Raw genomic sequence first — 23,177 nt, 5'->3', positions numbered from 1 at the left:
AGAAACATGGATACGCTGCTGCTCGAACATGGCAACGCGCTGATCGCGCTGGTGGCCGTGGCCGCCGGCCTGTCGGTCGCGCTGGTGGCCTGGCTGCTCAGCAGGGCGGTGGCGGAAGTGCCGGCCGAGGACCGCTCGTACAAGGACGCGCCGCCGCTGGGCTTCCGGCTGGTGTGGTATCCGATCCACTGGATCAGCTACTTCATCGAGCCATTGATGTCGGCGCGCCGCCACGGGCTGATTCTCGCCCAGCTGCGGCAGGCGGGGCTCGACTATACCGTCACGCCGCCGCAGATGGTTGCCGCGCGCGTGATCGGCGCGTCGCTGGTGGCCCTGCTGTGCTGGTGGGGCATCGACACCTTCGATACCGCGCGCGACGGCGAGGCGGGCTTCCCGCTGACGCTGTATGCGCAGGTCATGGGCGGTGGTGCCCTGCTGGGCTTTTTCTACCCGTCCTTCTGGCTGCGCGACCTGATGAAGGCGCGCCGCAGCGAGCTGCTGAAGACGCTGCCGTTCTATCTCGACATCATCACGCTGTGCGTCGAAGCGGGCCTGAACCTGCAGGGCGCGCTGAACCAGGCGGTGGCCAAGGGCCCGAAGGGCGTGCTGCGCGCCGAGATCCAGCGGGTGCTGCGCGACATCCGCGCCGGCAAGGCACGCGCCGATGCAATGCGTGCCATGGCCGACCGGCTGAACGAACCGAACGTGACGCACTTCATCACGGCGGTGATCCAGGCCGAGCGCATGGGCATGAACCTCGGGCCCGTGCTGCGCGCCCAGGCGGACCAGCGCCGCACCGAACGCTTCGCCCGCGCCGAGAAGCTGGCGATGGAAGCGCCGGTGAAGATGCTGTTCCCGCTGATCGCCTTCATTTTCCCGTGCACGTTCATCGTGCTGTTCTTCCCGATCGTAATGAAATTCATGCACCCCGGTGTCTGACGAACCTCACTGCGAACCCATACCCATGACGATACCAGTCTCGAAGGCGCCGGAAGCGCCATCCGCCGGCGCCCACATGCTGACCGGCAGCGGCAGCCACCCGCTGGCGGTGCGCCGCGCCGCCGGCTTCTTCGGCCGTTTCCGCGGCCTGATGCTGCGCCCCGGCCTGGCGCCCGACGCCGGCCTGCTGCTGGCCGATTGCCCCAGCGTGCATACCGCCTTCATGCGCTTCACCATCGACGTGCTGTACCTGGACCGCCAGGGCACGGTGCTCAAGTGCGTGCCCGGCCTGCGGCCTTGGCGCGCAAGCGTCAGCAATACCGGCCGCGCCGCGGACGGGCGGCGCCATGTGCGCGCCATGCATACGCTGGAACTGGCGGAAGGCAGCATCGCACGCCTGGGCATCCGTCCGGGCGACAGGCTGCAGCATCCGCTGTGGTTCGCCAGCCCGGTATCGCCAGTTCCTGCGCCGGCGCCGGTGGGGGCACCGCTGCGCAAGCCGCCGATGCGCCAGCGCGGCGCGGCCGTCGTCGAACTGGCGGTGGTGGGGCCGCTGCTGACCATGCTCGGCCTCGGCTCGGTGCAGTACAGCCAGCTGTTCTTCGCCAAGAACACGCTCGACCATGCCGGCTTCCTGGCCGCCCGCGCGGGCAGCGTGGGCAATGCCAAGATGACTGCCATCGGTAGCGCCTTCAAGGAAGGGTTGATACCGATGTTCGGCGGCGGCGAGACTCCCGCCGAGCTGGCAGATGCATTGGTCAAAGTCGAGAAAGCTCTGGAGGACCCCGAACGTCCCAATCGTTACCGCATCGAAATGCTCAACCCCACCAAGGAAGCGTTCCAGGACTTTAATGACCCGGCATTGCAGGCCTTGCTGAAAACGCAGGGCAAGCGGGTCATTTCCAACCGCAGCCTGGGCCTGAAGCAGAACAAGATGGGGCCGACGTCGGGCCAGAGCTGGCAGGACGCCAACCTGATCAAGCTGCGCATCACCTACGGCGTGGAACCGGCCGTGCCGATCGTGTCGAGCATCTACAAGGCCTACCTGAAATGGCAGGACACCGGCGGCGATGCGGTACGCACGGCGATGATCAACCAAGGCTGGGTGCCCGTGGTCACGCATGTGACGATGCAGATGCAGTCCGATGCGATCGAGCCGGACAATCCGGTGTCGTCGCCCGGCCCCGGCAACAACGGCAATCCGAGCGATCCGGGCGACCCGCCGGTCACCACCGATCCGCCGCCGAATGGCGACTGCATGCTGGGCGGTTGCACGACGACGCCGCCGAGCACGCCAGGGACCTGCCCGATCCCGATCGCGGCGGAGTTGAGCGCGGACATGCTGTTCGGCTTTGACCAGACCGCGCTGACGTCGGACGGCAAGGCGGCGCTCGACCAGCTGATCCAGAGCACGAACGGCAAGGAGTACGGCAAGCTCACCGTGACGGGCTATACCGACCCGATCGGCACCGAGGAGTACAACCTCGACCTGTCGCGCCGGCGTGCGGAGGCGGTGCGCGATTACCTGATCTCGAAAGGCTTGAAGGTGGACGACGTCGAAATCGTCGGTGCGGGCGAAGCCGACCTCGTTGTTCCGGAAGAAGCGTGTACGGGCAAGACCGGTGCTGCGCTGCAAACCTGCCTGGCGCCGAACCGGCGCGTGACGGTGGAGCTGACGCCGAAGTGATCACCTGTTGCCGTCGCGCTGCGCCGTGACCTTGCAGGGTTGCGTGTCCCGGTGCATTGCGATGGCCCTTCGGGGCATGTTCGAATAATCATCCAGGAAGCGAAGGCAATGACGATGACGAAACTGCGATTGAGTGCCACCCTCCGGAGCGGGCTGCTGGCGCTCGCGACATGGTCCCTGTCTGCCACCCAGGCGCTGGCTTGCGGCGAAGGCGGCGGTGTCTGCACAGCCGGCAAGGACGCGGCCAGCCAGCCGCCTGCCGTGTCGATCAACGTCGGGGCCGGCAATCCGATCAACATCATGAGCGGCAACAAGTACCTCCGCGAGGAGGACATGCCCGCGCTCCCCGGGGTACTGGGGCTGGAAATCGTCCGGCACTACAACAGTGTCCATAGCGGCGTCAACGCCGTACCGGGAAGCGTCGGACGCGGCTGGAAACTGTCGTATGAAACGCAGATGCTGGTGGCAGGCGGTGGCATGCAGGTGCTCCAGGCCGACGGCGCAGTGATTGCCTTCAGCCGTGACATGCTGCGGCCCGGGGTCGCGGTAGCCGCCAATCCGGCAAACGGGGTGATCCACGTCAAGCGCCGCAAGAGCGGCAGCGAATATGTGTGGCGCTGGATCGACGGACGCGAGCTGACCTTCGACACTCGCGGGAAGCTGGTGCAGATACAGGCGCCGACCGGCGAGGTGTTGAGCCTGCTGTACGATACCGGGGGGCTGCTGGTCAAGGTGACCGATCCCCAGGGCCGTAGCCTGCGCCTGGCATACCTCGACCGGGATGCGGCACGACGCGGCGACCGTTTTCGTGGCGTGCAGAGCATCGACAGCCCGGTGGGGCGTTTCGTCTACGAATATGGCAGCAGCGCACCGAAGGGCACCGCCGTCGGCGCACGTCAATTGCTGGCCAACCTGGTGCGGGTACGTCATCCCGAACAGGCGCAGGTGCGTCAATATCATTACGAAAGTCCGCAGCATCCCACGTACGTAACCGGCATCAGCGTCGGCGAACAGCGTTTCGCCACCTACGGCTACAACGCGGCCGGGAAGGGAATCCTGTCCACGCACGCGAACGATGCCGACAAGGTCACGCTCGACTACGAAAGGCCCGGGCTGACGACCGTCACGAACAGCCTGCACCAGAAGACGAGCTATCGATACGCGGTGCAGGATGGCGACTACCGGCTTGGCGAAGTACGCGGCCCGGGGTGCGTGTGGTGCGGCCCCGGCGACCGGCGCTACGGTTATGACCGGGACGGGCAACTGATCGAAGTGATCGGGCTGGACGGGCAGGGCGTACCGCAGCAATCGGTAAGAACCGATACCGACCATTTCGGCCGGCCCGTGCGCGTGACACGCACGGTCTACGATGCCGGCAACGGGCCGCCAAGCCGGCTGATTGCCCGCTATGAATACGCGGACCGGCGCACGAACAAGCCCACGCTCGTCGCGCGGCCAAGCGTTGTTCCCGGCCGCGAGGCGACGCAACGCATCAGCTATAACGCGAGCGGCCAGCCGGTGAGCGTTACGGAGCAGGGCTGGTCGCCCGCCGTGGATGCGCAGGCCGCGACCGCACTGGAACGGACCACCCGATATCGCTATCGCACTGTCAACGGACGCAGCGTGCTGGCCGAGATCGATGGCCCCCTGCCCAATGGCAGGACCGGCACGCCGGCCGATTCCGACGTCACCCGCTTCTACTACGACGACAGCGGCTCGCATGTGACGCGCACCGTCGCGCCTGGCAACCTGGTCACGGAGGTGCGCGCCCGCGACGCCGCAATGCGGCCGCTCGTTACCGTCAGTACCGATAGCGTGCGGCTCGTAATGGTGGAGGAGCAGCTTGCGCCGTCAGGCCAGGTTCTCAAGCGGACTGAATCCGCCTGGCTGCTCGATGCAAAAGGGGCCGCCGATCCAGGTACCCGCCAGGTCGCTGTGCGGACCTATCGGTACGATGCGCAAGGCCAGCTGCAGGCTGAGACCGCGCCAGGACAGGGCATGACGCATTACCGTCACGACGATGCCGGCAACCTGGTCCAGCGTATCGCCGCCGACGGCAGCAGCGTTCTCCGTTCGTTCGACACCGAGCGTCAGTTGACCGCCGAGACCCGTTACGGCCCCGCAAATGGCGGCGGCGTGGTGCAGCGTTTCGACGTGGATGATGCGCAAGCCGTCGCACCGGACTGGCGCACAGGCCGAATGGAGCAACGGTGGGCGGACGCGCTGCAAACGTGGAATGCCAGCTACCAGCTCGGCGAGCCCGATAGCGCCGCCGCCGGCAAGGTCGAGGAAGCGACCCGGCCCGACGGGACCCGGGTGCGCCGCTGGTTCGATGATTTCGGCCGGATCGCGGCCACCCAGTCTCCGGAACACGGATTGCGGACCGCGCGCTACGACTCGGCTGACGGCCTGGTCGCGCTGCGCGATGCGCTGGGGGTACGCACGACCATTGTCCGTGACGTACAGGGCAGGATGATGGAGGTGCAGTACACGGATCCATCCGGCACGCAGGCCCAGCGCACGGTACTGCGCTATGCAGGCTTGGCGCTTGTCTCGGAAACCCGCTTCGGACGAGGCATTCTCGACAATCGGATCGAATGGCGTAACGATGTCTGGGGTCGCCCCAGTGGAAAGAGGCTGACTGTCTTCGATGCGCAAGGTCGCGCCGCGGCGACGATGGAAACCGGCAGCGAGGCCATCGCGGAACGCGGGGTGGTTCGCAAGACTTTGCCTGGGGGCATCGAGGTCAGCTACCTCTACGATCCTGCTGGCAGAGTGTCGCGCGTGGAATTGGCGGGGCGGCCGTTACTGACCGATGTGCGGCACGCAATGACGCTCGATGGCATGCGTCCCGTGTATTTTAACTACGGTAATGGCAGGCGCAGCGAGACCCGTTACAACAGTGACGGGATGTTGGCAAGCCATTTGACTGGCACCGACCTGATCAGCACCCGCTACGACTCCGCCACGCGCAGTACCTGGTTCGAGCGCCGCCCGGCGCCCGCGCTCTCCGCCGCGAACGCGGCGGGCGGCTGGCGCTCGCTCGTGGCGGGGCTGATCGGCAATGCCAACGCGTCAGAGGATCCCGCCGCCAGGGTCGGCTCCGGAACGCGGGTGACCTATGACTCCCATGGGCGCCTCGTCGAAGAGTCCCGGAACGGGGCGGTGACGCTGTCGGCCGGGTACGATCCGCTCGGTAACCGTGTCGGCGCTCCGTCGTTGGAGGTGGATGCGACAGGCAACGTGCTGGCGCACGGCAAGCTGCGGCTTGTTTATAACGCTGCAGGCGAGCTGGAGCGCGTCGACAATGCCGCCGGCAGCGAAATTGCAAGCTACCGGTACGACGCACAACGACACCGGGTCGCCAAGAAGGCGGCCGGCAGCGCCAGCTACTACATGTATGACGATGGCCAGCTGATCGCCGAAGCGAATGCGCAAGGCAAGATCGTCGCGGCATATGTTTACCTGGGCCGGCGCCCGGTCGCGCGAGTGCTGTATGCCGGTGGTCCCGGCGGAAGCTGGTTGCCGAGCCGGGCGCCTCCCGTCGTCGAATACCTGCACACGGACAGCCGGGACGCTGTCGAGACGGTGACGGATGCGAACGGCAAACTGGTGTGGCGTGGCGAGCTCGATGCGTTCGGGGTGCTCCGTGCGGAATCCGGTGCGGAGGGCACCATGCCGCTGCGCCTTTCCGGTCAGTATGCCGATGCAGAGACCGGTCTGTACTACAACGTCCACCGGTATTACGATCCGGCGGCGGGCCGCTATCTGCAGGCCGATCCGCTTGGGCTGCAAGCCGGCCTCAACATGTATGCGTATGTCGGCAATGATCCCCTGAACAAAAGGGATCCGTTAGGCCTGAGCATTGAACCGGACAATGGATGGGGCACGATCAGCGCGCCATGGCTGTTCGGAACATTCGTGCACTCGGCTTTCGCGAATCAGGTCAGGGCGTTCAGCGAGCCTGGCTGGGGAGCGAATGACGGTGCAAACGGGATCTGGAAAAACATGCGGCCCGACGCCTATCAGCGAACGCCAGCCACCGGCAACTCGGGCGTTTTGTGGGAGCTCAAGCCCAGTACATGGCAAAACGGACCGAAATATGCGGCCGGTCTTGCAGAAGTCACCCATTACATCAACGGCGGAAAGGCCACCAAGGACAAGCCAGGCGGCTGCTGGGTGGCAGGCTCCGGCAGTGCTCTCGTCACGGACCTGAAGCCGGATGTGATCGTCATGAATGGCGAAGTCTGGGATATTACTTATGTGGCAGATGCCAAGAAAGATGACAGCGGCCTCATTTTCTACAACAAGGCGAAGCGTGTAACCAAGGAGAAACCGGCCACGGCCCCGGCGCCAGCGCTTTCAAAGGCGGAAAACGACGCCCTGGCCAAGCAGATGCAGGACATGCGTACACAAGGGGCAGCCGAAGGCTGGTCCACTCTGCAAATCATCGGCATGGTTGTTCTGGTCGCCGCGGTAATTGCGCTGATGATCGCCGCCGCAATCTACGTTCCAGGCATTGTCGCGGGTATCATTGCCGGTCTCGGCAGGGTAATTGCTGCCTCCATTGCCAAGAAAGTCCCACTGGCGACCGGCCTTGCCTTGATGTTCGGGCTGAATCCGTCCACAGTCGGCGCCCAGGCGGAGGTCAAGGGGGACCAGAAACAGAAAGGTCTTCTCGATGGCACGATCGAATGGTTCAAGAGCTGGTTCTAGGAAATATTTTAATAGTGATTAAAGGGCATCATGGAGGATAAATTCAGGAGTTTCGCCGAAAATCTGCGATCGATATTGTCGGACCGCGCCGACCAGCTGGTGGACTGCAAAGTGCGCCTGATGGAGCAGGAAATTGGCGATGGCTGGCGGTGTTTCTACACCCAGGAGGTCCTGCTGAAGGCGTACCTGCCGCCACCGCTGATCAACGAACTCGGACGGCGCTACGAAGAAGAAAAGATCCGGCAGGAGATCTGGCGCGAGCCCGGTCAGTTCGAATCCGGCTACAAGTCCGTTTTCCTTGAAGAGTTTTTCACCCAACGAGAAAAATTCGCGGATTACCGCAACTATCTCGATGTCGGGATACTCGACACTGCGATCACGACCGCAGCCGATCCTTACGACCGCACGGCCAACACCGTCATGCTGCAACGACTCGAAGCACAGAATGCGCACTTCAAATTCGAAGCCAGTGCACTTGTCGACGAATGGTATATCGAAGCAACGGCGCGCGCGTCCCTGACGCCGCCACTGAGCGTTTGGGACATCGAGCAGCCGCCGCTGGTTCGCACGGCCGACGTGCCGCTGGTCAGGGATGCCGCCTACTGGCGTGCGGTGCATCCCGTCAAGCAGCGCATTGCCCTGGTCGATGTGGAATATTCTGCGCATACAAAACCCGACTGGAACCTCCGCCTCATGGCGGAATTGGCACCTGATTTTCCGTATTACGCAGCACTGAGCACGACAAAACGACTGGTCTTCGTACAGCAAGGAGAAGGAGCGTTTGCCTGGGCGCTTATGGTGGACAAGACAGACGGCAGCCCGACTTACCGATACCCGCCGCAACTGATCCTGATCGACCGGCGCCAGACGAAAAAACTCAAGGACGAGCACATTCTTTTCAAAAACGTGATCGGAAAACACTTTATCAGCTATACGAATGGTCCGCGCTGCATGGAAGCGGAGTTGCTTTTCCACCTCCCGCGTAGCCGTCGTCTTATCGAGTTTTATGCGCCCTTCCTGGAGGAGGCGATGCGCTACGCATCACAGAGTGGCCAGTAAATAATGAGTGACGGTTTGAATGAAAATGCTGATTTTACCCGCTTCAGCGAGAATCTGAATACTTTACTGTCGAATAGGGCCGAGCTCCTGTTCGACTTCAGCGTGCAGCTGATGGAGCACGAGATTTCCGAAGAATGGCGCGCATTCTATGCCTGGGAAATTTTGCTGAGAAAACATTTGCCCGCGCTACTTATTAATGAACTCGGCAAGCAACATGCCGTGGAGCGGCTGCGCCTGCGTATCTGGGCTCCGCGCGGGGAGCACTGCTCCAGTTATCGCTCCGAGCTGCTGTCCAAGTGGTATGAAGACCGAACCGACTCTTGCGACGTATCGGAATTATCTCAATGCCGGCAATCTGGCAAAAAGGACTGAGCCGTCACTAGCATTGGATCAGACTGCTCATGCTGTAATGTGGCGCCGGGTTGAGGCGAATGAAGGCCATTGGCGGTACGAAAACATGGCGAATGCGAATGACTGGTATGTCGAGGCGACCGGGCGAGCCACGCTTACTCCGTTACTGAAGGGGTTCAAAAAGGAAGACGTCATTCCGGTTCGCAATCCCGATCTTGTCCTGATGGACGACACTGAATATTGGCGGGCAGTGCACCTGCCGGAATGGAACCTGGTCGCCGATATCGCTGATTTCTCAGCGTTCACCAAGCCTGAATGGAATCTGAAGCTCATGGCGGAGTTGGCGCCAGATTTTCCCTATGCTGCTTCGTTGAGTACTTCAAAGAGGCTTGTCTTTTTAGAGGAGGGAACCAGCCGGCTGGCATGGGCGTTGATGATTGACAAAACCGATGGCGGCACTACTTATCGCTATCCCCCACAACTTATTCTTATCGATCGTGGGCAGAGCAAAAAGCTGAAGGATGAGGATATCATTTTTAAGAATGTGCTTGGTGAACGCTTCCAGAGCCAGTTGGTTGGGCCTCGCTGCATCGAAACGGAATTGTTGTTCCATCTCCCGCGTAGCCGCCGTTTGATCGAGTTTTATTCGCCTTTCGTTGAAGAAGCTTCCGCAATAAGTGGCTTGGGAAACTGATGATTTCTCTCAATATTGATGCCAGGGTTTCCCAGTCATTATGCGCCGCATGAACATATGGATAACAACAAAATCACATTATTTCAACATGGCCTGCGCAGCATCCTATCGGATAACGCTGAGCGGTTGTTTGATTTTCAGTTGCTTGCGATGGAATGCGCCATAGCCGAGGGATGGAAAGCCTTTTATGCGCAGGAAATCCTGTTCAAGGAGCAGTTGCCCGCACCATTAATCAATGAACTCGGCAAAGAGTATGCGATAGAGAGCCTGCGCTGTGAGATCTGGCGTGACGTTAGTCAGTCGGGCTCAAGCTATCGCTCGCCGTTCTTCACACAATTATATAAGCACCCGGAAAGACTGGTCGAATACCGCAATTTCCTGAATGTCGGCGCGCTCGACACCGGCGCGGCGCCAATGCCGGCTCCGCTCGACCGCACCGCCAATACCGTGCTGAGGCAGCGTATCGTGACCGACCATAAACACTGGTGGTACGAATCCCGTGCCAACGCCCTGGACTGGTACGTGGAGTCAACGATGCAAGCCGAGCTGACGCCACCGTTACTCGGCGAGGAGCGCGAACCGGTGACGCCGGTGCGCGACCTGGCGACGGCCCTTGTCGACGACGCGCAGTACTGGAAAGCGGTACACCAGAGCCGCTGGAACCTGATCTCGAATGGCACCGAGTACGGAGCATTCATGAAACCCGACTGGAATCTTCATCTGATGGCGGCCCTGGCGCCGGACTTCCCATACTCGGCAGCACTGAGTACTGGAAAGCGGCTCATCTTTGTGTACGAAGGCGACGGGGCGTTGGCCTGGGCGCTCATGATCGACAAGACGGACGGTAGTCCGACCTACCGCTATCCGCCGCGGCTCGTCCTGATAAGGCGCGTGCAAAAGAAGAAGTTGAAGGATGACGACATCCTTTTCGCGAATGTCGATGGATGGTTCGTCAGCCGCGGCAGCGGCGCGCGTTGCCTTGAGACCGAATTGCTATTCCACCTGCCGCGCTGCCGCCGCATGATCGAGTTTTATACGCCTTTCCTGGCGGAGGCGATCGAGTACGCAATGTAGGCGCCTCAAGATACCTGATATGCGGACGAGCACACCGCAATCACAAACCGGATTGGAACCTGCGCCTTATGGCCGAGCTGGCGCCCAATTTTCCTCATTCGCCTGGACGAAGCAGCGCGAGGCGCCTGATCTTTGTGCAACCAGGCAGCAATGCGACGGCATGGGCACTGATGATCGATAAGACTGACGGCAGCCGGGATTACCGATACCCACTCCAACTCATCCTGATCGACCGAGGGAACAATAAAGAACTGAAGGGCGAGCACATCCTCTTCACAGATGTGCTCGCAAAGCCTTTCGTCAGTTATGGGAGCGGCGTTTGCCGCATGGAAACGAAGCTGCTTTTTCACCTGCCGCGCAGCCGCAAACTAATTGATTTCCATGCGCGCTATAGCAGTTAAGCACTTGTACCCCCATGTGAAGCAAAACCGCTGAAACCAGGGTCGAAGCGGGCAGGGCGGTCAGGCATATATCAATCACGACGGCGAATCAGCACGGGTGCCTGTTGCTTCCGGTAAGGCAGCGCAGGGACCGGCGGGCCCTCAGCCAAGCCAGGTAATGACGGCGTGCGCGTTTGCCGCTGCGTCGCGGTAGAAGCCGCGCAGGTTTTGCAGGTGTTCAATCAGGTAGTCGAGCGCTTCGTCGCCTTCGTCCCAGATATTCGGATAAATCTCATCCATCGAATCGGGATCGAAGCGTGCCCGCAGCTCGGTGTCCGTGATCGCTTCAAGCGCCGCCGAGATGGCGGGTACGTCCGCCGCATCGGTGCCAAGGGCGGGACCATAGCCAAGATCTTCCTCCCCGATCGGCGTGCGGCCGAATATCACGTTAGCGAGTGGCCATTTCCCGGCGGCGACGGTTCCCGTCAGCAGATAATGAATGCCATGCCAGGCTTTTTCGACCCTCAGCGCATCGTCATAGCGGGTATCGAACAGCAGTTCGGTTATTTTTCCAGGCGCGGCGCGCAGGGCGTCGAGCTCGGATTGGGGCACGGCGAGAAAGCGGCCGATCATGGACATGAAGACTCCAAACAAAATGACGGGAACTGTAACCTTATCATATGGTTGTCAAAACACAAATGGAAGTCCTGTGACGGGGAGCCATCCAAGAATGGCATAGTGATAATCACTCCATGCCGGCACCGGCGCCCAGGGTTACGAGAAGATCGAGGAGAGATTTGACTCATCCCTAGCAAAATAATTTTGCAACTAACCGAATAGAGATGATCATCACCAACATCAAATGGGAGCCAACTGATCACACAAAGGGTCTACAGAAGAAAAGGTTTCATCAAGTTTTCACGCCATCGAGTTAGTTGCCTTTTGCAGTGGTACGATAACCCCATGAGCATACATTCCTGGGATCGCAGTCCCATCACAGAGTTCGATGCATTTCTCCACAGCGCCGCATTCAGCCAGACTGCGCGGCGTGCGGCGCCGCCGCTGTCCGCCGCATCCGCGGAGGTGTACAGCTTCATGTTCGGCCGATTCGTCAAGTGGATGCTGGTGCACGGGCACACGTTCAGCAAGCTGCAGGCCGGCGACCTGATCGGATTCCTGGCCACGCGGGACGAACGCAACCGTCCGTTGCACAGCAAGATTGCGTACCGTTACATGCGCCTGCTCGAGCGCTGCTACGAACACCTGGCGGTGGTGCCGAATCCCGCCAGCGCCGCCATCGGGATAATGGCGGCGGACCGGCCAGCGCGCGATCGCGAGATGGTGGCGCTGTCGCCGGCGCAGGCCGGCCAGATCGTTGCCAGCAAGCCGGAGCCCACGTCGTGGAAGCGGCAGCGCGATCGGGCGATGCAACTGGTCATGCTGTGCGCGGGCCTGCGCGTTGCGGAAACGATCGGCCTGCTGACCACCGAGGTGGCCGCCGGTCCGGAAGAGGACGGCACTTTGCGCATCCGCCTGACGCCGGCGGAAAAACAGCCGACCAGCCAGCCCCACGAGACGTTCCTGCAAGCGGAAGCGGTGGAGGAGGTACTCGGCTGGCTCGAGACCCGGCGCCGTCTCGGCATTCCCGGCCGGCTCGCTTTCCCGGCCGATGACGAAGGCCGGCCGCTTCACAAGAGCACCGTATACCGCCAGGCCCGCAGCGCGCTGAAGGATGCAGGCGTGGCGATACCGCACGTTGGCGGGCGAACGTTGCGCAATGGCTTTGCGGTCGTGGAACTGAACGCTGGCATGCCCGAGGAGGCAATGCGCAAGCGGCTCGGCCTGGCAGGGGCGCCGGCGCTGGATTCCTACCTGAGTGCCGCGCGCAGGCAACGCGAAGGAAAAGGGCGGCCGTAAGCCTGTCGCTGCGCGAGCATCGCGCGGCGCACGGTCGTATCGGCAATCTCGTGCTCGGAAATCGGCCAGCAATCCGATTGCCGGGCGGCCGATCCCGGCGCACCGCCGGTGCGGTGCGCCTTCGAAGGTTAAACGCCCACCTTGCGCTTTCGCATGAAGGCGAGCAGCCCGGCACCCATGCCCAGCATCAGCCAGGCGCCCGGTTCCGGCACGGCCGAAATGGAGACCGAATCGATGCCGATGTAATTCGAGCCGCTGCCGAATGCACCGCCGTCGGAAACGGTATAACGGAATGCGAACGCACCGACGGTGGCACCGGAGAGGCCGCTCAACGTCGCGCTGAACCGGGTCCAGTCGTCCGGGTAGCCGGTATCTTCTTCATCCGGATTGATGCTCAGCAGCAGGGTGCCGAAGGTGCCCACGCTGTTTTCGTCGTTGCCCACATCGGTACCACCGACATTGCTGAAGCGAACCTCCAGCCTGTCCGCATAGTCCGAACCGGTAGAGGTGCGCGTGTAGAACGACAGGGTGTCGCCGTTGTTGTAGGTGCTGCCGGGCAGGATCAGCCACGTGCTGATCGGGCCGGCCAGGGCGACGGAATTGTAGTTGGCCGCGATGTAGGAATCGGGCGCACCTTCATAAGCGTCGAAAGCATTCGTGCTGCCCTGGTACCAGCTGGTGGCGCCTTCGGGATTACTGAGGTTATCAATGGTCCAGCCTGCCGGAATGCCGTTGCCGAAATTCTCCGTCAGGGCATCTGCCGATACAGCGCCGCTGAAGCCGAGGGACAATACCAGAGCGAGCGGGAGCGAAGCGGATTTGAACGAAACAGCCATCGGGAATCTCCATCAAGGGTTGAGGTTAATGCAGCTGGCTTGACAGTACCACCGCGATTAAAACAAAGTACAGTTAAAAAATAAGCTATATAAACGCTTTTCCCGCTCCTGCCGATAACTGACAATTTAAAAGCGGCGATCTTGCACCGGCTTTCGGAATAAAATCTCCGCAAGCATCCAACGTCGACACTCACGGTTTTCCTGGAAGTCATTGCAACTTCAATCGGTGAATCTTCGATATCGGCCTTCCGTCTTTTTACGGCTCCCTGATCGATGCACGTGGCAAGAACCCGACAGGCGTCCGAACGGTCGCGTCTGAATCGTGCACGCGCAGCGACGGTGTAGCATGAGCGCGCGACAGCCGTTGTCGCTCTGCCATCAACCGAATGTGAGGAGCCATCGTGAACCAGCGCTATCGACCGATCACGCGGCTGGGCCTGGGCGGTACCGGGCTCGGCGACATGTACCACGCCACGAGCGACAGTGCGGCGCAGGCCACCGTCGATGCCGCCTGGGATGCAGGCATCCGCTACTTCGATACGGCGCCCCATTACGGTACCGGGCTGTCTGAACACCGGTTCGGACAGGCGCTGCGCCGGCGGGCGCGCGACGAGTACACGCTGTCGACCAAGGTGGGGCGCCTGCTGGTGCCCGACCCGTCCGCCAACATCGAGAGTCCGTTCGTGTCGTCGATGCCGTTCAGGCGCGTGATCGACTACACGGCCGGCGGCGCCCGGCGCTCGATCGAAGACAGCCTGCAGCGGATGGCGATCGGGCATATCGATATCGTCTACGTGCACGACCTGTCGCCGGACATGCTGGGTGATGCGTTCGAGCACTGCTTCCGGATCGCCGCGGGCCCCGGCGGTGCTTTCGAATCATTGGTGAAAGCGCGGGAAGAAGGGTTGATCAGGGGGTGGGGCCTGGGAGTGAATACGGTCGAGCCGTGCATGCGCGCCCTGCAGCAATCCGATCCGGACATCTTCCTGCTGGCCGGGCGCTACACGTTGATGGAAACGACGCCCCTCGAGGCGCTGTTCCCGCTGTGCGCCGCGCGTGGCGCGCAGGTGGTACTCGGCGGCCCGTTCAACTCGGGCTTTCTTGCCGGTGGCGGGCATTACGACTATGTCCCGGCTACTGCGCAGCAGCACCAGCAACGCGACCGGTTGCGCCAGGTGGCGGCCCGGCACCATGTGGACCTGCCTGCCGCTGCGCTGCAATTCGGCCTGGGCCACCCGGTCGTGGCGGCCACGATTCCCGGCGCCAGCAGCGTGGAACACCTGCGGCGCAACGCCAGCCTGATGCAGATCGAGATCCCGGAGGCGTTCTGGCACGAACTGCTGGCGGAAGGCTTGCTGCCTTCTCACGCGCCGATACCGCCGCGCCGCCCGGCGGCTTAGGGCCCGGGCGCTACGGTGCCGTGGCGGCCTTTCACGTGCAGCATCCGAGGCCCGGCAGGCTCCAGGTATCGCATCCACCCGTTCAGGTCATTACACTCATCGCGGCGCATTTGTATTATCATTCGTGCAATCATCTTTACTTTCCAGTATGCGCGAAAATAATCTTCCTCCCGAACAGCCTGGCCCGGCGATACCCCTGGTACCGCCCGGTGCCGACACGGCCTCTGCGGCGAGCCCCTTCTCCAGTGCCGGTGCATTTCAACCCGGCACTGCACCGCCAGCCCATGCCTTGCCGCCGCCGATCGGTGCCGTGACCGGCATGGGCCACGGACGCTGGCGGCAACGCATGCTCTGGTTGTTCATCGGGGTGGCCCTGTTGCTGATCGGCGCGACAGTGGTCATGGTGCTGCGCATGCTGCAAGCCGACCATGCGCTGCGCAATGTGGCACGGGTGGCGGTCGTGCCAGCGGTTATGCCGGATAACACGCCGGCAAGCCGGCTGCCGGCACCGGGGACCGCCACGGCGGCAGCCGGAATGGGTGCTCCCGCGGCGGCGGCCGCGCCGCTGGCGCAAGACGTGCAGCCTACCGCGTCGCAACCGGCGCTGCCGGCGCAAAAGGAGTCCGGTATCGCCGCGCCAGGAGGGAGGGAGGACGCACGCAACGGGGGCGGTGAAATGGCGGGCGAGGTCCGCAGCGAAACCGGCGCGACAGGCAGCATGGGGAATCAGGTCGGCGCGGTGACGCTCCAGCCATCCGATGCAGGGCAGAAGTCGCGCGCGGAAAAGAAAAGCGCGGCGAAAGCCGCGGCGCGCACCGCGAGGCGGCAAGATGCGCCGCGGCGCGATCCGACGGCAACGCGCACCGCGCAGCGGGACACTACCTTCAGGCGTTGCCCGCCGCTGGGCAAGAAAGGCGCCGTCATGTGCCGCTGGCACATTTGCAACGGCGCCGCCGGCAAGGAACGGGTTTGCCGGCCCTACCTCGAACGCAGACCCTGAGCCAACTCAGCGGCGGCGCCGTGCCAGCATGGCCAGCACGCCGAAGCCGCCCAGCAGCATCGCATAGGTGGCAGGTTCCGGGACCGGCGGAGCGAACGACAGCGAGATGTCGAGCGAGGCATCGCGCACCGCGTTCCCTGTCGCAACTAGCGTATACGTGCCCGGACCGAGGCTGCCCAGGAAGCTGGAGTGTGCAAAACCACCCAGCACCCCGGTGAAGGTATCGCTCGCCACCACGTTCGACCAGTGATCGAGGATATCGATGTTGACGCCGACCAGGCGCGGGCCGGTGCCGTTTGCCGTGTCGATGATCCAGCCGGCCAGGCCGTTGAACTCTACCTGCTCGTTCACGGTAAAGGTCGTGGTCTGGCTGAGGCTTCCGTGTTCCGTGGTAAAGGTATCGACAAACAGGTTGTCGCCGGGATCGAACGGCGATGCGACGACGGCGCTGGCCGTCAGGTTGCCGTAGTAGACGGATTGCGTCTCCGCAAAGGCGGGTTGGACCAGCAGGACGGCGAGCGCCGTGGCGCCGGCCCATTTTGTCGGGGCATAAGGGGGCATGATGACTCCAAGTCAAATTAAATCGTGCAAGGCCTTGGCACACCGGGGACCGGCATGCAGGTATCCGACACAGCGATCGGAACCATCGATCAGGTACAGCGATCAGGCACAGCGATCGTGCATGCATTGCCGGGAACGCAAAGGTCGAGCACACAATGGTTGAGAACGTTGGTTGACAAATAAAAACAGCCGCGGCGCCACGCTAACTCCAGCGTAGACGCGGCGACTGTTTTGTCAACCTTGCAAATGTGTTATTTTTTAATGAACTTGTAGCGGGCAGTACTGTCGGATGGCGCCTGCACCAGGCCGACAGCGGGGTCGGCTCACGACGAAGCCGTTCTGCGCACCAGCACGTCGATCGATTTCGCTGCCGGCACCTTGCTTTCCAGTGCGTGGTGCCAAATCGGGATCAGCGGATTGCACTCGGGGTAATACCCGGCGGCGCAACCTTCGGGCACGTCGTATGCCACCACCCGCAGGCCACGCACGTGCCGCGGCGCATCGTCGCTGACGGCGGTGGCCAGATCGACCAGGTCGCCGTCCGCCAGTTGCAGGCGCGCCATGTCCACCGGCGACATGAACAGCACCATGCGGCTTCCGCTCACGCCGCGGAAGCGGTCTTCATTGCTGTAGATCGTGGTATTGAACTGCCCGTCGCTGCGCACCGTGAACAGCCGCAGCGCCGCCGGGTCCGGGCTGTCCGCGTCGGCATCCGCCTGCAGCATAGCGGGCACCGTGAACTCGGCGCGCTTGCTCGGCGTGTCCCACACGCGTTCCGCGGCGCCCAGAGGCTTGCGAAACCCGCCCGGCGTCCACATCCGTTCATTGAAATCGCGGAAGATCGACGGGAAGGTGGTTTCGATCGCATCGCGAACACGGCTGTAGTCGGCTACCCAGGCATCCCAGTCCACGTTCGGATTCGGCGCCAGCGTGGCCTTGGCCAGGCCGGCCACGATGGCCGGTTCGGATAGCAGCGTGGCAGCGGCGGGTTCGGCCATGCCGCGCGAACCGTGCATGCACGAGGTGCTGTCTTCGATCGACACCGATTGAGGGGTGCCGCGCTGGCGGTCGATCTCGATCCGTCCGAGGCAGGGCAGGATATACGAGGCCTGGCCATGGATCACATGGTTGCGGTTGAGCTTGGTGGAGATCTGCACCGTCAGCGGCAAGCGGCGCCAGGCCGCTTCCATGCGCACCGTGTCCGGCACGGCGCGCACGAAGTTGCCGCCGAGCGCGATGAAGGCCGGCACCTTGCCGGCCAGGATCGCCTCGCATGCTTCGACCGTATTCATGCCCGTCTTGCGGGGCGGCTCGAAGCCGTATTGCGCCTTCAGCTGGTCCAGCGGCGCCAGCTCGGGCTTTTCGGTGATGCCCACCGTGCGCTGGCCTTGCACGTTCGAGTGTCCGCGCACGGGGCAGACGCCGGCGCCGGGCTTGCCGATATTGCCGCGCACGAGCAGGAAATTGACCAGCATCGTCACGTTCTGCACGCCCTGGCGATGCTGCGTCAGGCCCATGCCGTATACGGCCATCACCGCGGCCGATTTGCAGTACACATCCGCGGCGCCCTCGATGGCACTGCGCGTCAGCCCGGATTCGGCCTCGATGGCCGGCCAGGAACAGGCGCGTACGGATGCCTCGAAAGCTTCGAAGCCATGCGTATGCTCCTGCAGGAACGGCATGTCCAGCACCCGCTGCGCGCCGCCGGCGCGGGCTTCGTCGTCCCGCGCCAGCACCGCCTTGCACAGCCCCATCAGCACCGCCGTGTCGCCGCCCGGTTTCAGCTGGTGGTACTGGGTGCTGATTGGCGTTTCCTGGCCGGTCAGCATCTCGATCGGCGATTGCGGGTTGGTGAAGCTGACCAGGCCGCGCTCGCGCAGCGGATTGAACGTGATGATCTGCACGCCCCGCTTGCGCGCCTCCTGCAGCTGGTGCAGCATGCGCGGGCTGTTCACGCCCACGTTCTGGCCGAAGAAGAAGATGCAGTCGGTATGCTCGAAATCGTTCAGTCCCACGGTGCCGACCGCCACGCCGATGGTTTTCTTCAGCCCGACGGAGGTGCTTTCATGGCACATGTTCGAGCTGTCGGGCAGGTTGTTGTTGCCGTACATGCGCGCCATCAGCTGATACATGTACGACGTTTCCAGCGATGCCCGGCCGGATGCGTAGAACACCACCTGTTCGCGGTCGCAGGCCCGCAGCGCGGCGCCGATCTCGGCGAAGGCGGTGTCCCAGGCCACCGGCCGGTACTTGTCGCTGGCGGCATCCCAGCGCAGCGGCTCGGTCAGCCGGCCCTGGTTTTCCAGCTCGTGGTCGCTCCAGCTCTCCAGCTCGGTGACGGTATGCCGGTCGAAAAAGCTGGCGCCGATGGCCTTGCTGGTGGTTTCCCAGGCGGTGGCCTTGGCACCGCTTTCGCAGAATTCGAACGGGTGCGGATTGGCGGGCTTGGCCCAGGCGCAGCTGACACAGGCGAAGCCATCGGGCTTGTTCTGCTTCATCAGCAGGCGGCTGTCCTTCAGCGGCACATGCTCGTGCAGCAGGATGTTCGTGACTTCCTTCACCGACCCCCAGCCGCCCGCCGGCATGGTCGCCGACTCCACCTTCAGCTTGTCGCTCATGGTATCTCCTAGATGAAAACTTACCGTAGCCCGCCCGGGAACGCATGGTCGGTGCGCAGGCGCACAATGCCGGTGATCCGGAAGGTGGCCATGCGGGGCAATTGCGGGTCAGCGGTGCGCCGCGCCGCGCACGGTTGGGGTATCGTGGCCCGATGCAATCGGACAATCCAGACAATCCATTCCCGGAGCCGGCCCGGCCGGAAGCGGCAGCCCCGCGAAAACCTTTCCCCAAGATCGCGTGGGTGGTCGCGCTTTTGCTAATCGCCGGTCTTGTGGCTGCCGCGGTATGGGCGGTGCAGGCATGGCAGGCGAACCGCGCCATTGCGAATGTCGAGAGCTCGCTGGCGGGCCGGCCGATGGCGGTGCCGCAGGCAGGCAGGCCGGCGGGAGCGCCGGCCGCACAGAAGGCAGTGCCGGAAGAAGCGGTGGCAGACGCTGTACCCGCGGCAGCGTCTTCGGCAGACCGGCTCCCGCCGCTGGTCCTGCCCGGCCAACCGGTGCCGGCCGCCGTGCTGCGCGACCTGCCGGAGTGGGTGGCGGCCGGCGTTGCACCGGCGCAGACTTCCGGCACGTCGGGCGACGAGTCGGCCGCGCCGCCCGCGGCGCAGCCCGTGTCACCGGGACGGTCTCGCGACCTCGCCGACGCGGCGCCGCGCAAGGAACGCCAGGAACGCAAGGATCGGCTGAGCAGCGTGTTCGCCCGTTGTCCGGGGCCGGGCCAGTCGGGTGCCGTGGAATGCCGGCGCGCGGTGTGCGGCGGCGCCGCGCGCAAGGCAGGCGCCTGCGCCCCTTACCTCGACTGAACGGCGGCGGCGGCACATCGCCGGGGAAGCGCTGCAATTGAAAAAGCCCCGGGATAGCTGGCTATCCCGGGGCTTTTTCAATTGCAGCGGCCGGGGCCCGCCCCGGGATCACAGGAAGCGGTCGAGGATCTTCTTGCTGTGCTTGTCCAGCGTGTACTGGTTGCGGATCAGGAAGTGAATGCCGTGCGTGTCCGAGACCAGCAGGGAATCGGTGCCGATGCGGCGGATGTCTTCTTCGCCGCGCAGCACGAAATCGGCGACGCCGCGGTCCGTCTCCACCGTCCATGTGCACGGCGTGGCGAAGCTCGTCACATCGACGATGCGGGCGATCTCGGGCATGAACTCACGGCCCGCCAGTTCCTCGCGCACCAGCGCGGCGGTCTCGGCCGGCAGATCGTCGACACGGTCGAGCCATACGACCTCCTTGCCGTCCGAGTTGACGAGAGCCAGGCCTTCATCCGGCGCCTGGATCGGAAAGGCACGCACAGGCGACACGCCTTCGTGCACGGTGCCGTTCGCATCGGTCAGCACTAGGCGGCCGAACGGGTCGCGCCGCAGCTTGAAATCAGTTGTCGTCATCGCGTTGCGTTCCTTTGTCATCCAGGTCGGTATCGACGTTGCGGGCCTGCGCCTGGTACAGGCGGTAATAGGCACCTTCCATCGCCATCAATTCGTCATGCGGGCCTTCCTCGACCACCTTGCCGCGGTCCATCACCACCAGGCGGTCGGCGCGCTGCAGCGTGGACAGGCGGTGCGCGATCGCGATCGTGGTGCGGCCGGCCACCAGGTTGTCCAGCGCTTTCTGGATTTCCTTTTCGGTTTCCGAGTCGACCGAAGCGGTGGCTTCGTCCAGGATCAGGATGCGCGGATCGATCAGCAGCGCGCGGGCGATCGAGATGCGCTGGCGTTCGCCGCCGGAAAGACCCTGGCCGCGCTCACCCACCATCGAATCGTAGCCCTGCGGCAGCCGCAGGATGAAATCGTGGGCGTGCGCGGCGCGTGCCGCGGCCATGATTTCCGCGCGGGTGGCGTCCGGCTTGCCGTATGCAAGATTCTCGGCGATCGTGCCGAAGAACAGGAACGGCTCCTGCAGCACCAGGCCGATGTTGCGGCGGTAATCGGACACGGCCAGCGAGCGGATATCCACGCCGTCGAGCAGGATCGCGCCCTCGGCCACGTCGTAGAAGCGGCAGATCAGGTTGACCAGCGTCGACTTGCCCGAGCCGGAATGGCCGACCAGGCCGATCATCTCGCCGGACTTGATCTCCAGGTTCACACCGCGGTTCACCGCGCGGTTACCGTAGCGGAAGCCCACCTCGCGCAGCGTGATGTTGCCCTCGATCTTGCCGAGCTTGACGGGGTTGGCCGGCTCCGGAACCGACGACACGTGGTCGAGGATGTCGAAGATGCGCTTGGCCGCCGAGGCCGCCTTCGAGGTGACGGACACGATGCGGCTCATCGAATCGAGCCGGCCGTAGAAGCGCGCCGAATAGGTGAGGAACGCGGTCAGCACGCCCACCGTGATGTGCGATTTGGACACCTGGAAGATGCCGAACACATAGATCACCAGCAGGCCCAGCTCGGTCAGGAACGACACGGTCGGCGAGAACAGCGACCAGACCTTGTTCAGCTTGTCGTTGACGGCCAGGTTGTGCCGGTTGGCCACGCGGAAGCGGTTCGCCTCGCGGGTCTCCTGGGCAAACGCTTTCACCACCCGGATGCCGGGAATCGTATCGGCCAGCACGTTGGTCACTTCGCCCCACACGCGGTCGATCTTCTCGAAGCCCGTGCGCAGCTTGTCGCGCACCAGGTGGATCAGCCAGGCGATGAACGGCAGCGGCACCAGCGTGACGATGGCCAGCCATGGATCGATCGTGAACAGGATCACGCCCGTCATGATGATCATCAGGCAGTCGGACGCGAAATCGAGCAGGTGCAGCGACAGGAACACGCAGATCCGGTCGCTTTCGCTGCCGATGCGCGACATCAGGTCGCCCGTGCGCTTGCCGCCGAAGTATTCCAGCGACAGCCGCAGCAGGTGTTCGTAGGTGTTGGTGCGCAGGTCGGCGCCGATGCGTTCGGACACCAGCGCCAGCACATAGGTCTTGCCCCAACCCAGTATCCAGGCCAGCACGGCGGCGGCGAGCAGGCCGGACATGTACATCGTCACCAGGCCGGTATCGACCGGCTGGCCGTTCTGGTACGGGATCAGCACGTTGTCCATCAGCGGCATGCTGATGTAGGGCGGGATCATGTGGGCAGCGGTGGACAGCAGCATCAGCGTGAAGCCGCCCAGCAGCTGCCAGCGGTACGGGTGGGCGAAGCGCCACAGCCGCAGCAGTGTCCATGTCGACGGCGGCGTGTGCACGACCTTCGCGCAGATCGGGCATTCCTCCGCGTCGGGTTCGAGCGGCGCCTTGCAGGTGGGGCAGGCGTGCTCTTCTTCGCGGAGCACGGGCTGTCCTGTCAGCGATGACTCCAGCAAAGGGCCGAACTGCTCGGAAAGCTTGATGGCATGCAGGTTCTGGCCCAGTGTAAAGCGCCATTCGGCCAGCCGGCCGTGCTCGTCGACCAGTTCGAGGTGGCCCACGCCGGCATGATCGTGCAGCCTGAGCGCCATGCCGGGCTGGTAGGGCCAGGCCTGCCATTGCGCGCCGGGTGCGCGCGACAGGATGCGGCGGTCCGTCAGCAGGACAATGCCTTTGGAGAAATGCAATTTCGAGTCGAGGTCAACCTCCAGCATACTTTGCACGTTTTCCCCTGGAGCAAGCTGCAATTGCGTGTCGGAGCGCCAGGGTTCGGGTAATTCGATACGGGCCAGCCCAGGAGGAAGATCGGTTGTTGTCATTGTTGGAGAAGCTCCGTTGGGTTTGCAAAAATTTTTGCCTGCGGTTTTGCTATTTGGCAAGAATGTGAATTCAGTGGGAGAATATCCAAATATTGGAAATACGTGCGTACAAAACGCCGACCGGAATACTGGTCATCATGCGCGTAATGAACGAGCAACTAAAAGACTAACGGATCAGGCTATCAGTACGCTGACACGATTAGCGCACGGAAGAATGGGGCCAATTTTTATTTATTGTATTCTTCAGGGATGATTCGGAAGAGGAAGCCGCGTCTGCGAACGCACATTGATCTC

18 protein-coding genes are annotated in these 23,177 nt (G+C 63.1%); 12 read left to right on the top strand and 6 right to left on the bottom strand.

The annotated features are described in order from the left end of the window. Positions 1-6: 6 nt before the first annotated feature. The 8 genes from GJV26_RS28485 (at position 7) to GJV26_RS28450 (ending at position 10,921) form a co-directional block, all read left to right on the top strand. Complete coding sequence (locus GJV26_RS28485; RefSeq protein ID WP_155711930.1) at positions 7-939, top strand: type II secretion system F family protein; 933 nt, start codon at positions 7-9, stop codon at positions 937-939. A gap of 25 nt (positions 940-964) precedes the next feature. Beyond that, complete coding sequence (locus GJV26_RS28480; RefSeq protein ID WP_155711929.1) at positions 965-2,626, top strand: DUF192 domain-containing protein; 1,662 nt, start codon at positions 965-967, stop codon at positions 2,624-2,626. A gap of 108 nt (positions 2,627-2,734) precedes the next feature. Continuing rightward, positions 2,735-7,342, top strand: coding sequence for an RHS repeat-associated core domain-containing protein (locus tag GJV26_RS28475; protein ID WP_155711928.1), 4,608 nt, complete (start codon positions 2,735-2,737; stop codon positions 7,340-7,342). A 30-nt stretch (positions 7,343-7,372) separates the two neighbouring features. Continuing rightward, positions 7,373-8,401, top strand: coding sequence for a hypothetical protein (locus tag GJV26_RS28470; protein ID WP_155711927.1), 1,029 nt, complete (start codon positions 7,373-7,375; stop codon positions 8,399-8,401). A 3-nt stretch (positions 8,402-8,404) separates the two neighbouring features. Continuing rightward, entirely contained in the window at positions 8,405-8,773 is a 369-nt protein-coding gene (locus GJV26_RS28465) for a hypothetical protein (protein ID WP_155711926.1), read from the top strand. Positions 8,774-8,858: 85 nt separating this feature from the next. Then, complete coding sequence (locus GJV26_RS28460) at positions 8,859-9,446, top strand: hypothetical protein (RefSeq protein ID WP_155711925.1); 588 nt, start codon at positions 8,859-8,861, stop codon at positions 9,444-9,446. Positions 9,447-9,503: 57 nt separating this feature from the next. Further along, complete coding sequence (locus GJV26_RS28455; RefSeq protein WP_155711924.1) at positions 9,504-10,520, top strand: hypothetical protein; 1,017 nt, start codon at positions 9,504-9,506, stop codon at positions 10,518-10,520. 68 nt (positions 10,521-10,588) lie between these two features. Then, positions 10,589-10,921, top strand: coding sequence for a hypothetical protein (locus tag GJV26_RS28450; protein ID WP_155711923.1), 333 nt, complete (start codon positions 10,589-10,591; stop codon positions 10,919-10,921). 141 nt (positions 10,922-11,062) lie between these two features. On the opposite strand, the gene GJV26_RS28445 is transcribed toward GJV26_RS28450, so the two are convergent. Then, positions 11,063-11,539 carry a YfbM family protein gene (locus GJV26_RS28445; protein WP_155711922.1) on the bottom strand — a complete coding sequence of 159 codons (477 nt, stop codon included), beginning with the start codon at positions 11,537-11,539 and terminating at the stop codon, positions 11,063-11,065. Positions 11,540-11,863: 324 nt separating this feature from the next. Here GJV26_RS28445 and GJV26_RS28440 point away from each other — a divergent pair, with 324 nt between their 5' ends. Further along, on the top strand, positions 11,864-12,817 hold the full coding sequence (locus GJV26_RS28440; protein ID WP_155711921.1) for a site-specific integrase: 954 nt from the start codon (positions 11,864-11,866) through the stop codon (positions 12,815-12,817). Positions 12,818-12,945: 128 nt separating this feature from the next. Here GJV26_RS28440 and GJV26_RS28435 read toward each other — a convergent pair whose 3' ends face one another. Continuing rightward, entirely contained in the window at positions 12,946-13,653 is a 708-nt protein-coding gene (locus GJV26_RS28435) for a choice-of-anchor J family PEP-CTERM protein (protein WP_155711920.1), read from the bottom strand. A gap of 401 nt (positions 13,654-14,054) precedes the next feature. Here GJV26_RS28435 and GJV26_RS28430 point away from each other — a divergent pair, with 401 nt between their 5' ends. Together GJV26_RS28430 and GJV26_RS28425 are read left to right on the top strand one after the other, a co-directional pair. Further along, complete coding sequence (locus GJV26_RS28430) at positions 14,055-15,053, top strand: aldo/keto reductase (protein WP_189441774.1); 999 nt, start codon at positions 14,055-14,057, stop codon at positions 15,051-15,053. 346 nt (positions 15,054-15,399) lie between these two features. Next, the gene (locus tag GJV26_RS28425; protein ID WP_155711919.1) at positions 15,400-16,053 is read left to right on the top strand and encodes a hypothetical protein; all 654 of its coding nucleotides are present in this window, start codon (positions 15,400-15,402) and stop codon (positions 16,051-16,053) included. Between the two features lie 6 nt (positions 16,054-16,059). Here GJV26_RS28425 and GJV26_RS28420 read toward each other — a convergent pair whose 3' ends face one another. Further along, on the bottom strand, positions 16,060-16,614 hold the full coding sequence (locus GJV26_RS28420) for an FxDxF family PEP-CTERM protein (RefSeq protein ID WP_155711918.1): 555 nt from the start codon (positions 16,612-16,614) through the stop codon (positions 16,060-16,062). A gap of 323 nt (positions 16,615-16,937) precedes the next feature. Further along, on the bottom strand, positions 16,938-19,232 hold the full coding sequence (locus tag GJV26_RS28415; protein WP_155711917.1) for an FdhF/YdeP family oxidoreductase: 2,295 nt from the start codon (positions 19,230-19,232) through the stop codon (positions 16,938-16,940). A 272-nt stretch (positions 19,233-19,504) separates the two neighbouring features. Here GJV26_RS28415 and GJV26_RS28410 point away from each other — a divergent pair, with 272 nt between their 5' ends. After that, a complete protein-coding gene (locus tag GJV26_RS28410) occupies positions 19,505-20,035 on the top strand; it encodes a hypothetical protein (protein WP_155711916.1) in 531 nt (176 codons plus the stop codon). A gap of 108 nt (positions 20,036-20,143) precedes the next feature. Here the strand turns inward: GJV26_RS28410 and GJV26_RS28405 are convergent, their stop codons facing one another. Both GJV26_RS28405 and GJV26_RS28400 read right to left on the bottom strand, forming a co-directional pair. Beyond that, positions 20,144-20,614, bottom strand: coding sequence for a cyanophycin metabolism-associated DUF1854 family protein (locus GJV26_RS28405; RefSeq protein WP_155711915.1), 471 nt, complete (start codon positions 20,612-20,614; stop codon positions 20,144-20,146). After that, complete coding sequence (locus tag GJV26_RS28400) at positions 20,601-22,883, bottom strand: cyanophycin metabolism-associated ABC transporter (RefSeq protein ID WP_155711914.1); 2,283 nt, start codon at positions 22,881-22,883, stop codon at positions 20,601-20,603. The genes GJV26_RS28405 and GJV26_RS28400 overlap by 14 nt, the downstream gene beginning before the upstream one ends. Between the last annotated feature and the right edge of the window lie 294 nt (positions 22,884-23,177).

The sequence above is a fragment of the Pseudoduganella dura genome, from assembly GCF_009727155.1.
GTDB lineage: Bacteria > Pseudomonadota > Gammaproteobacteria > Burkholderiales > Burkholderiaceae_D > Rugamonas > Rugamonas dura.
Note: the sequence above shows the minus strand (reverse complement) of the source record. Positions and strands in the feature narration are given on the sequence as shown.

Excerpts from the sequence above, each read along its gene's own strand:
- GJV26_RS28465 (WP_155711926.1), top strand. The coding sequence starts at position 8,405 with ATGAGTGACGGTTTGAATGAAAATGCTGATTTTACCCGCTTCAGCGAG.
- GJV26_RS28470 (WP_155711927.1), top strand. The coding sequence starts at position 7,373 with ATGGAGGATAAATTCAGGAGTTTCGCCGAAAATCTGCGATCGATATTG.
- GJV26_RS28425 (WP_155711919.1), top strand. The coding sequence starts at position 15,400 with ATGCTCTGGTTGTTCATCGGGGTGGCCCTGTTGCTGATCGGCGCGACA.
- GJV26_RS28450 (WP_155711923.1), top strand. The coding sequence starts at position 10,589 with ATGGCCGAGCTGGCGCCCAATTTTCCTCATTCGCCTGGACGAAGCAGC.
- GJV26_RS28455 (WP_155711924.1), top strand. The coding sequence starts at position 9,504 with ATGGATAACAACAAAATCACATTATTTCAACATGGCCTGCGCAGCATC.
- GJV26_RS28435 (WP_155711920.1), bottom strand. The coding sequence starts at position 13,653 with ATGGCTGTTTCGTTCAAATCCGCTTCGCTCCCGCTCGCTCTGGTATTG.
- GJV26_RS28445 (WP_155711922.1), bottom strand. The coding sequence starts at position 11,539 with ATGTCCATGATCGGCCGCTTTCTCGCCGTGCCCCAATCCGAGCTCGAC.
- GJV26_RS28485 (WP_155711930.1), top strand. The coding sequence starts at position 7 with ATGGATACGCTGCTGCTCGAACATGGCAACGCGCTGATCGCGCTGGTG.
- GJV26_RS28415 (WP_155711917.1), bottom strand. The coding sequence starts at position 19,232 with ATGAGCGACAAGCTGAAGGTGGAGTCGGCGACCATGCCGGCGGGCGGC.
- GJV26_RS28460 (WP_155711925.1), top strand. The coding sequence starts at position 8,859 with ATGGCGAATGCGAATGACTGGTATGTCGAGGCGACCGGGCGAGCCACG.
- GJV26_RS28400 (WP_155711914.1), bottom strand. The coding sequence starts at position 22,883 with ATGACAACAACCGATCTTCCTCCTGGGCTGGCCCGTATCGAATTACCC.
- GJV26_RS28440 (WP_155711921.1), top strand. The coding sequence starts at position 11,864 with ATGAGCATACATTCCTGGGATCGCAGTCCCATCACAGAGTTCGATGCA.
- GJV26_RS28475 (WP_155711928.1), top strand. The coding sequence starts at position 2,735 with ATGACGATGACGAAACTGCGATTGAGTGCCACCCTCCGGAGCGGGCTG.
- GJV26_RS28405 (WP_155711915.1), bottom strand. The coding sequence starts at position 20,614 with ATGACGACAACTGATTTCAAGCTGCGGCGCGACCCGTTCGGCCGCCTA.
- GJV26_RS28480 (WP_155711929.1), top strand. The coding sequence starts at position 965 with ATGACGATACCAGTCTCGAAGGCGCCGGAAGCGCCATCCGCCGGCGCC.
- GJV26_RS28420 (WP_155711918.1), bottom strand. The coding sequence starts at position 16,614 with ATGCCCCCTTATGCCCCGACAAAATGGGCCGGCGCCACGGCGCTCGCC.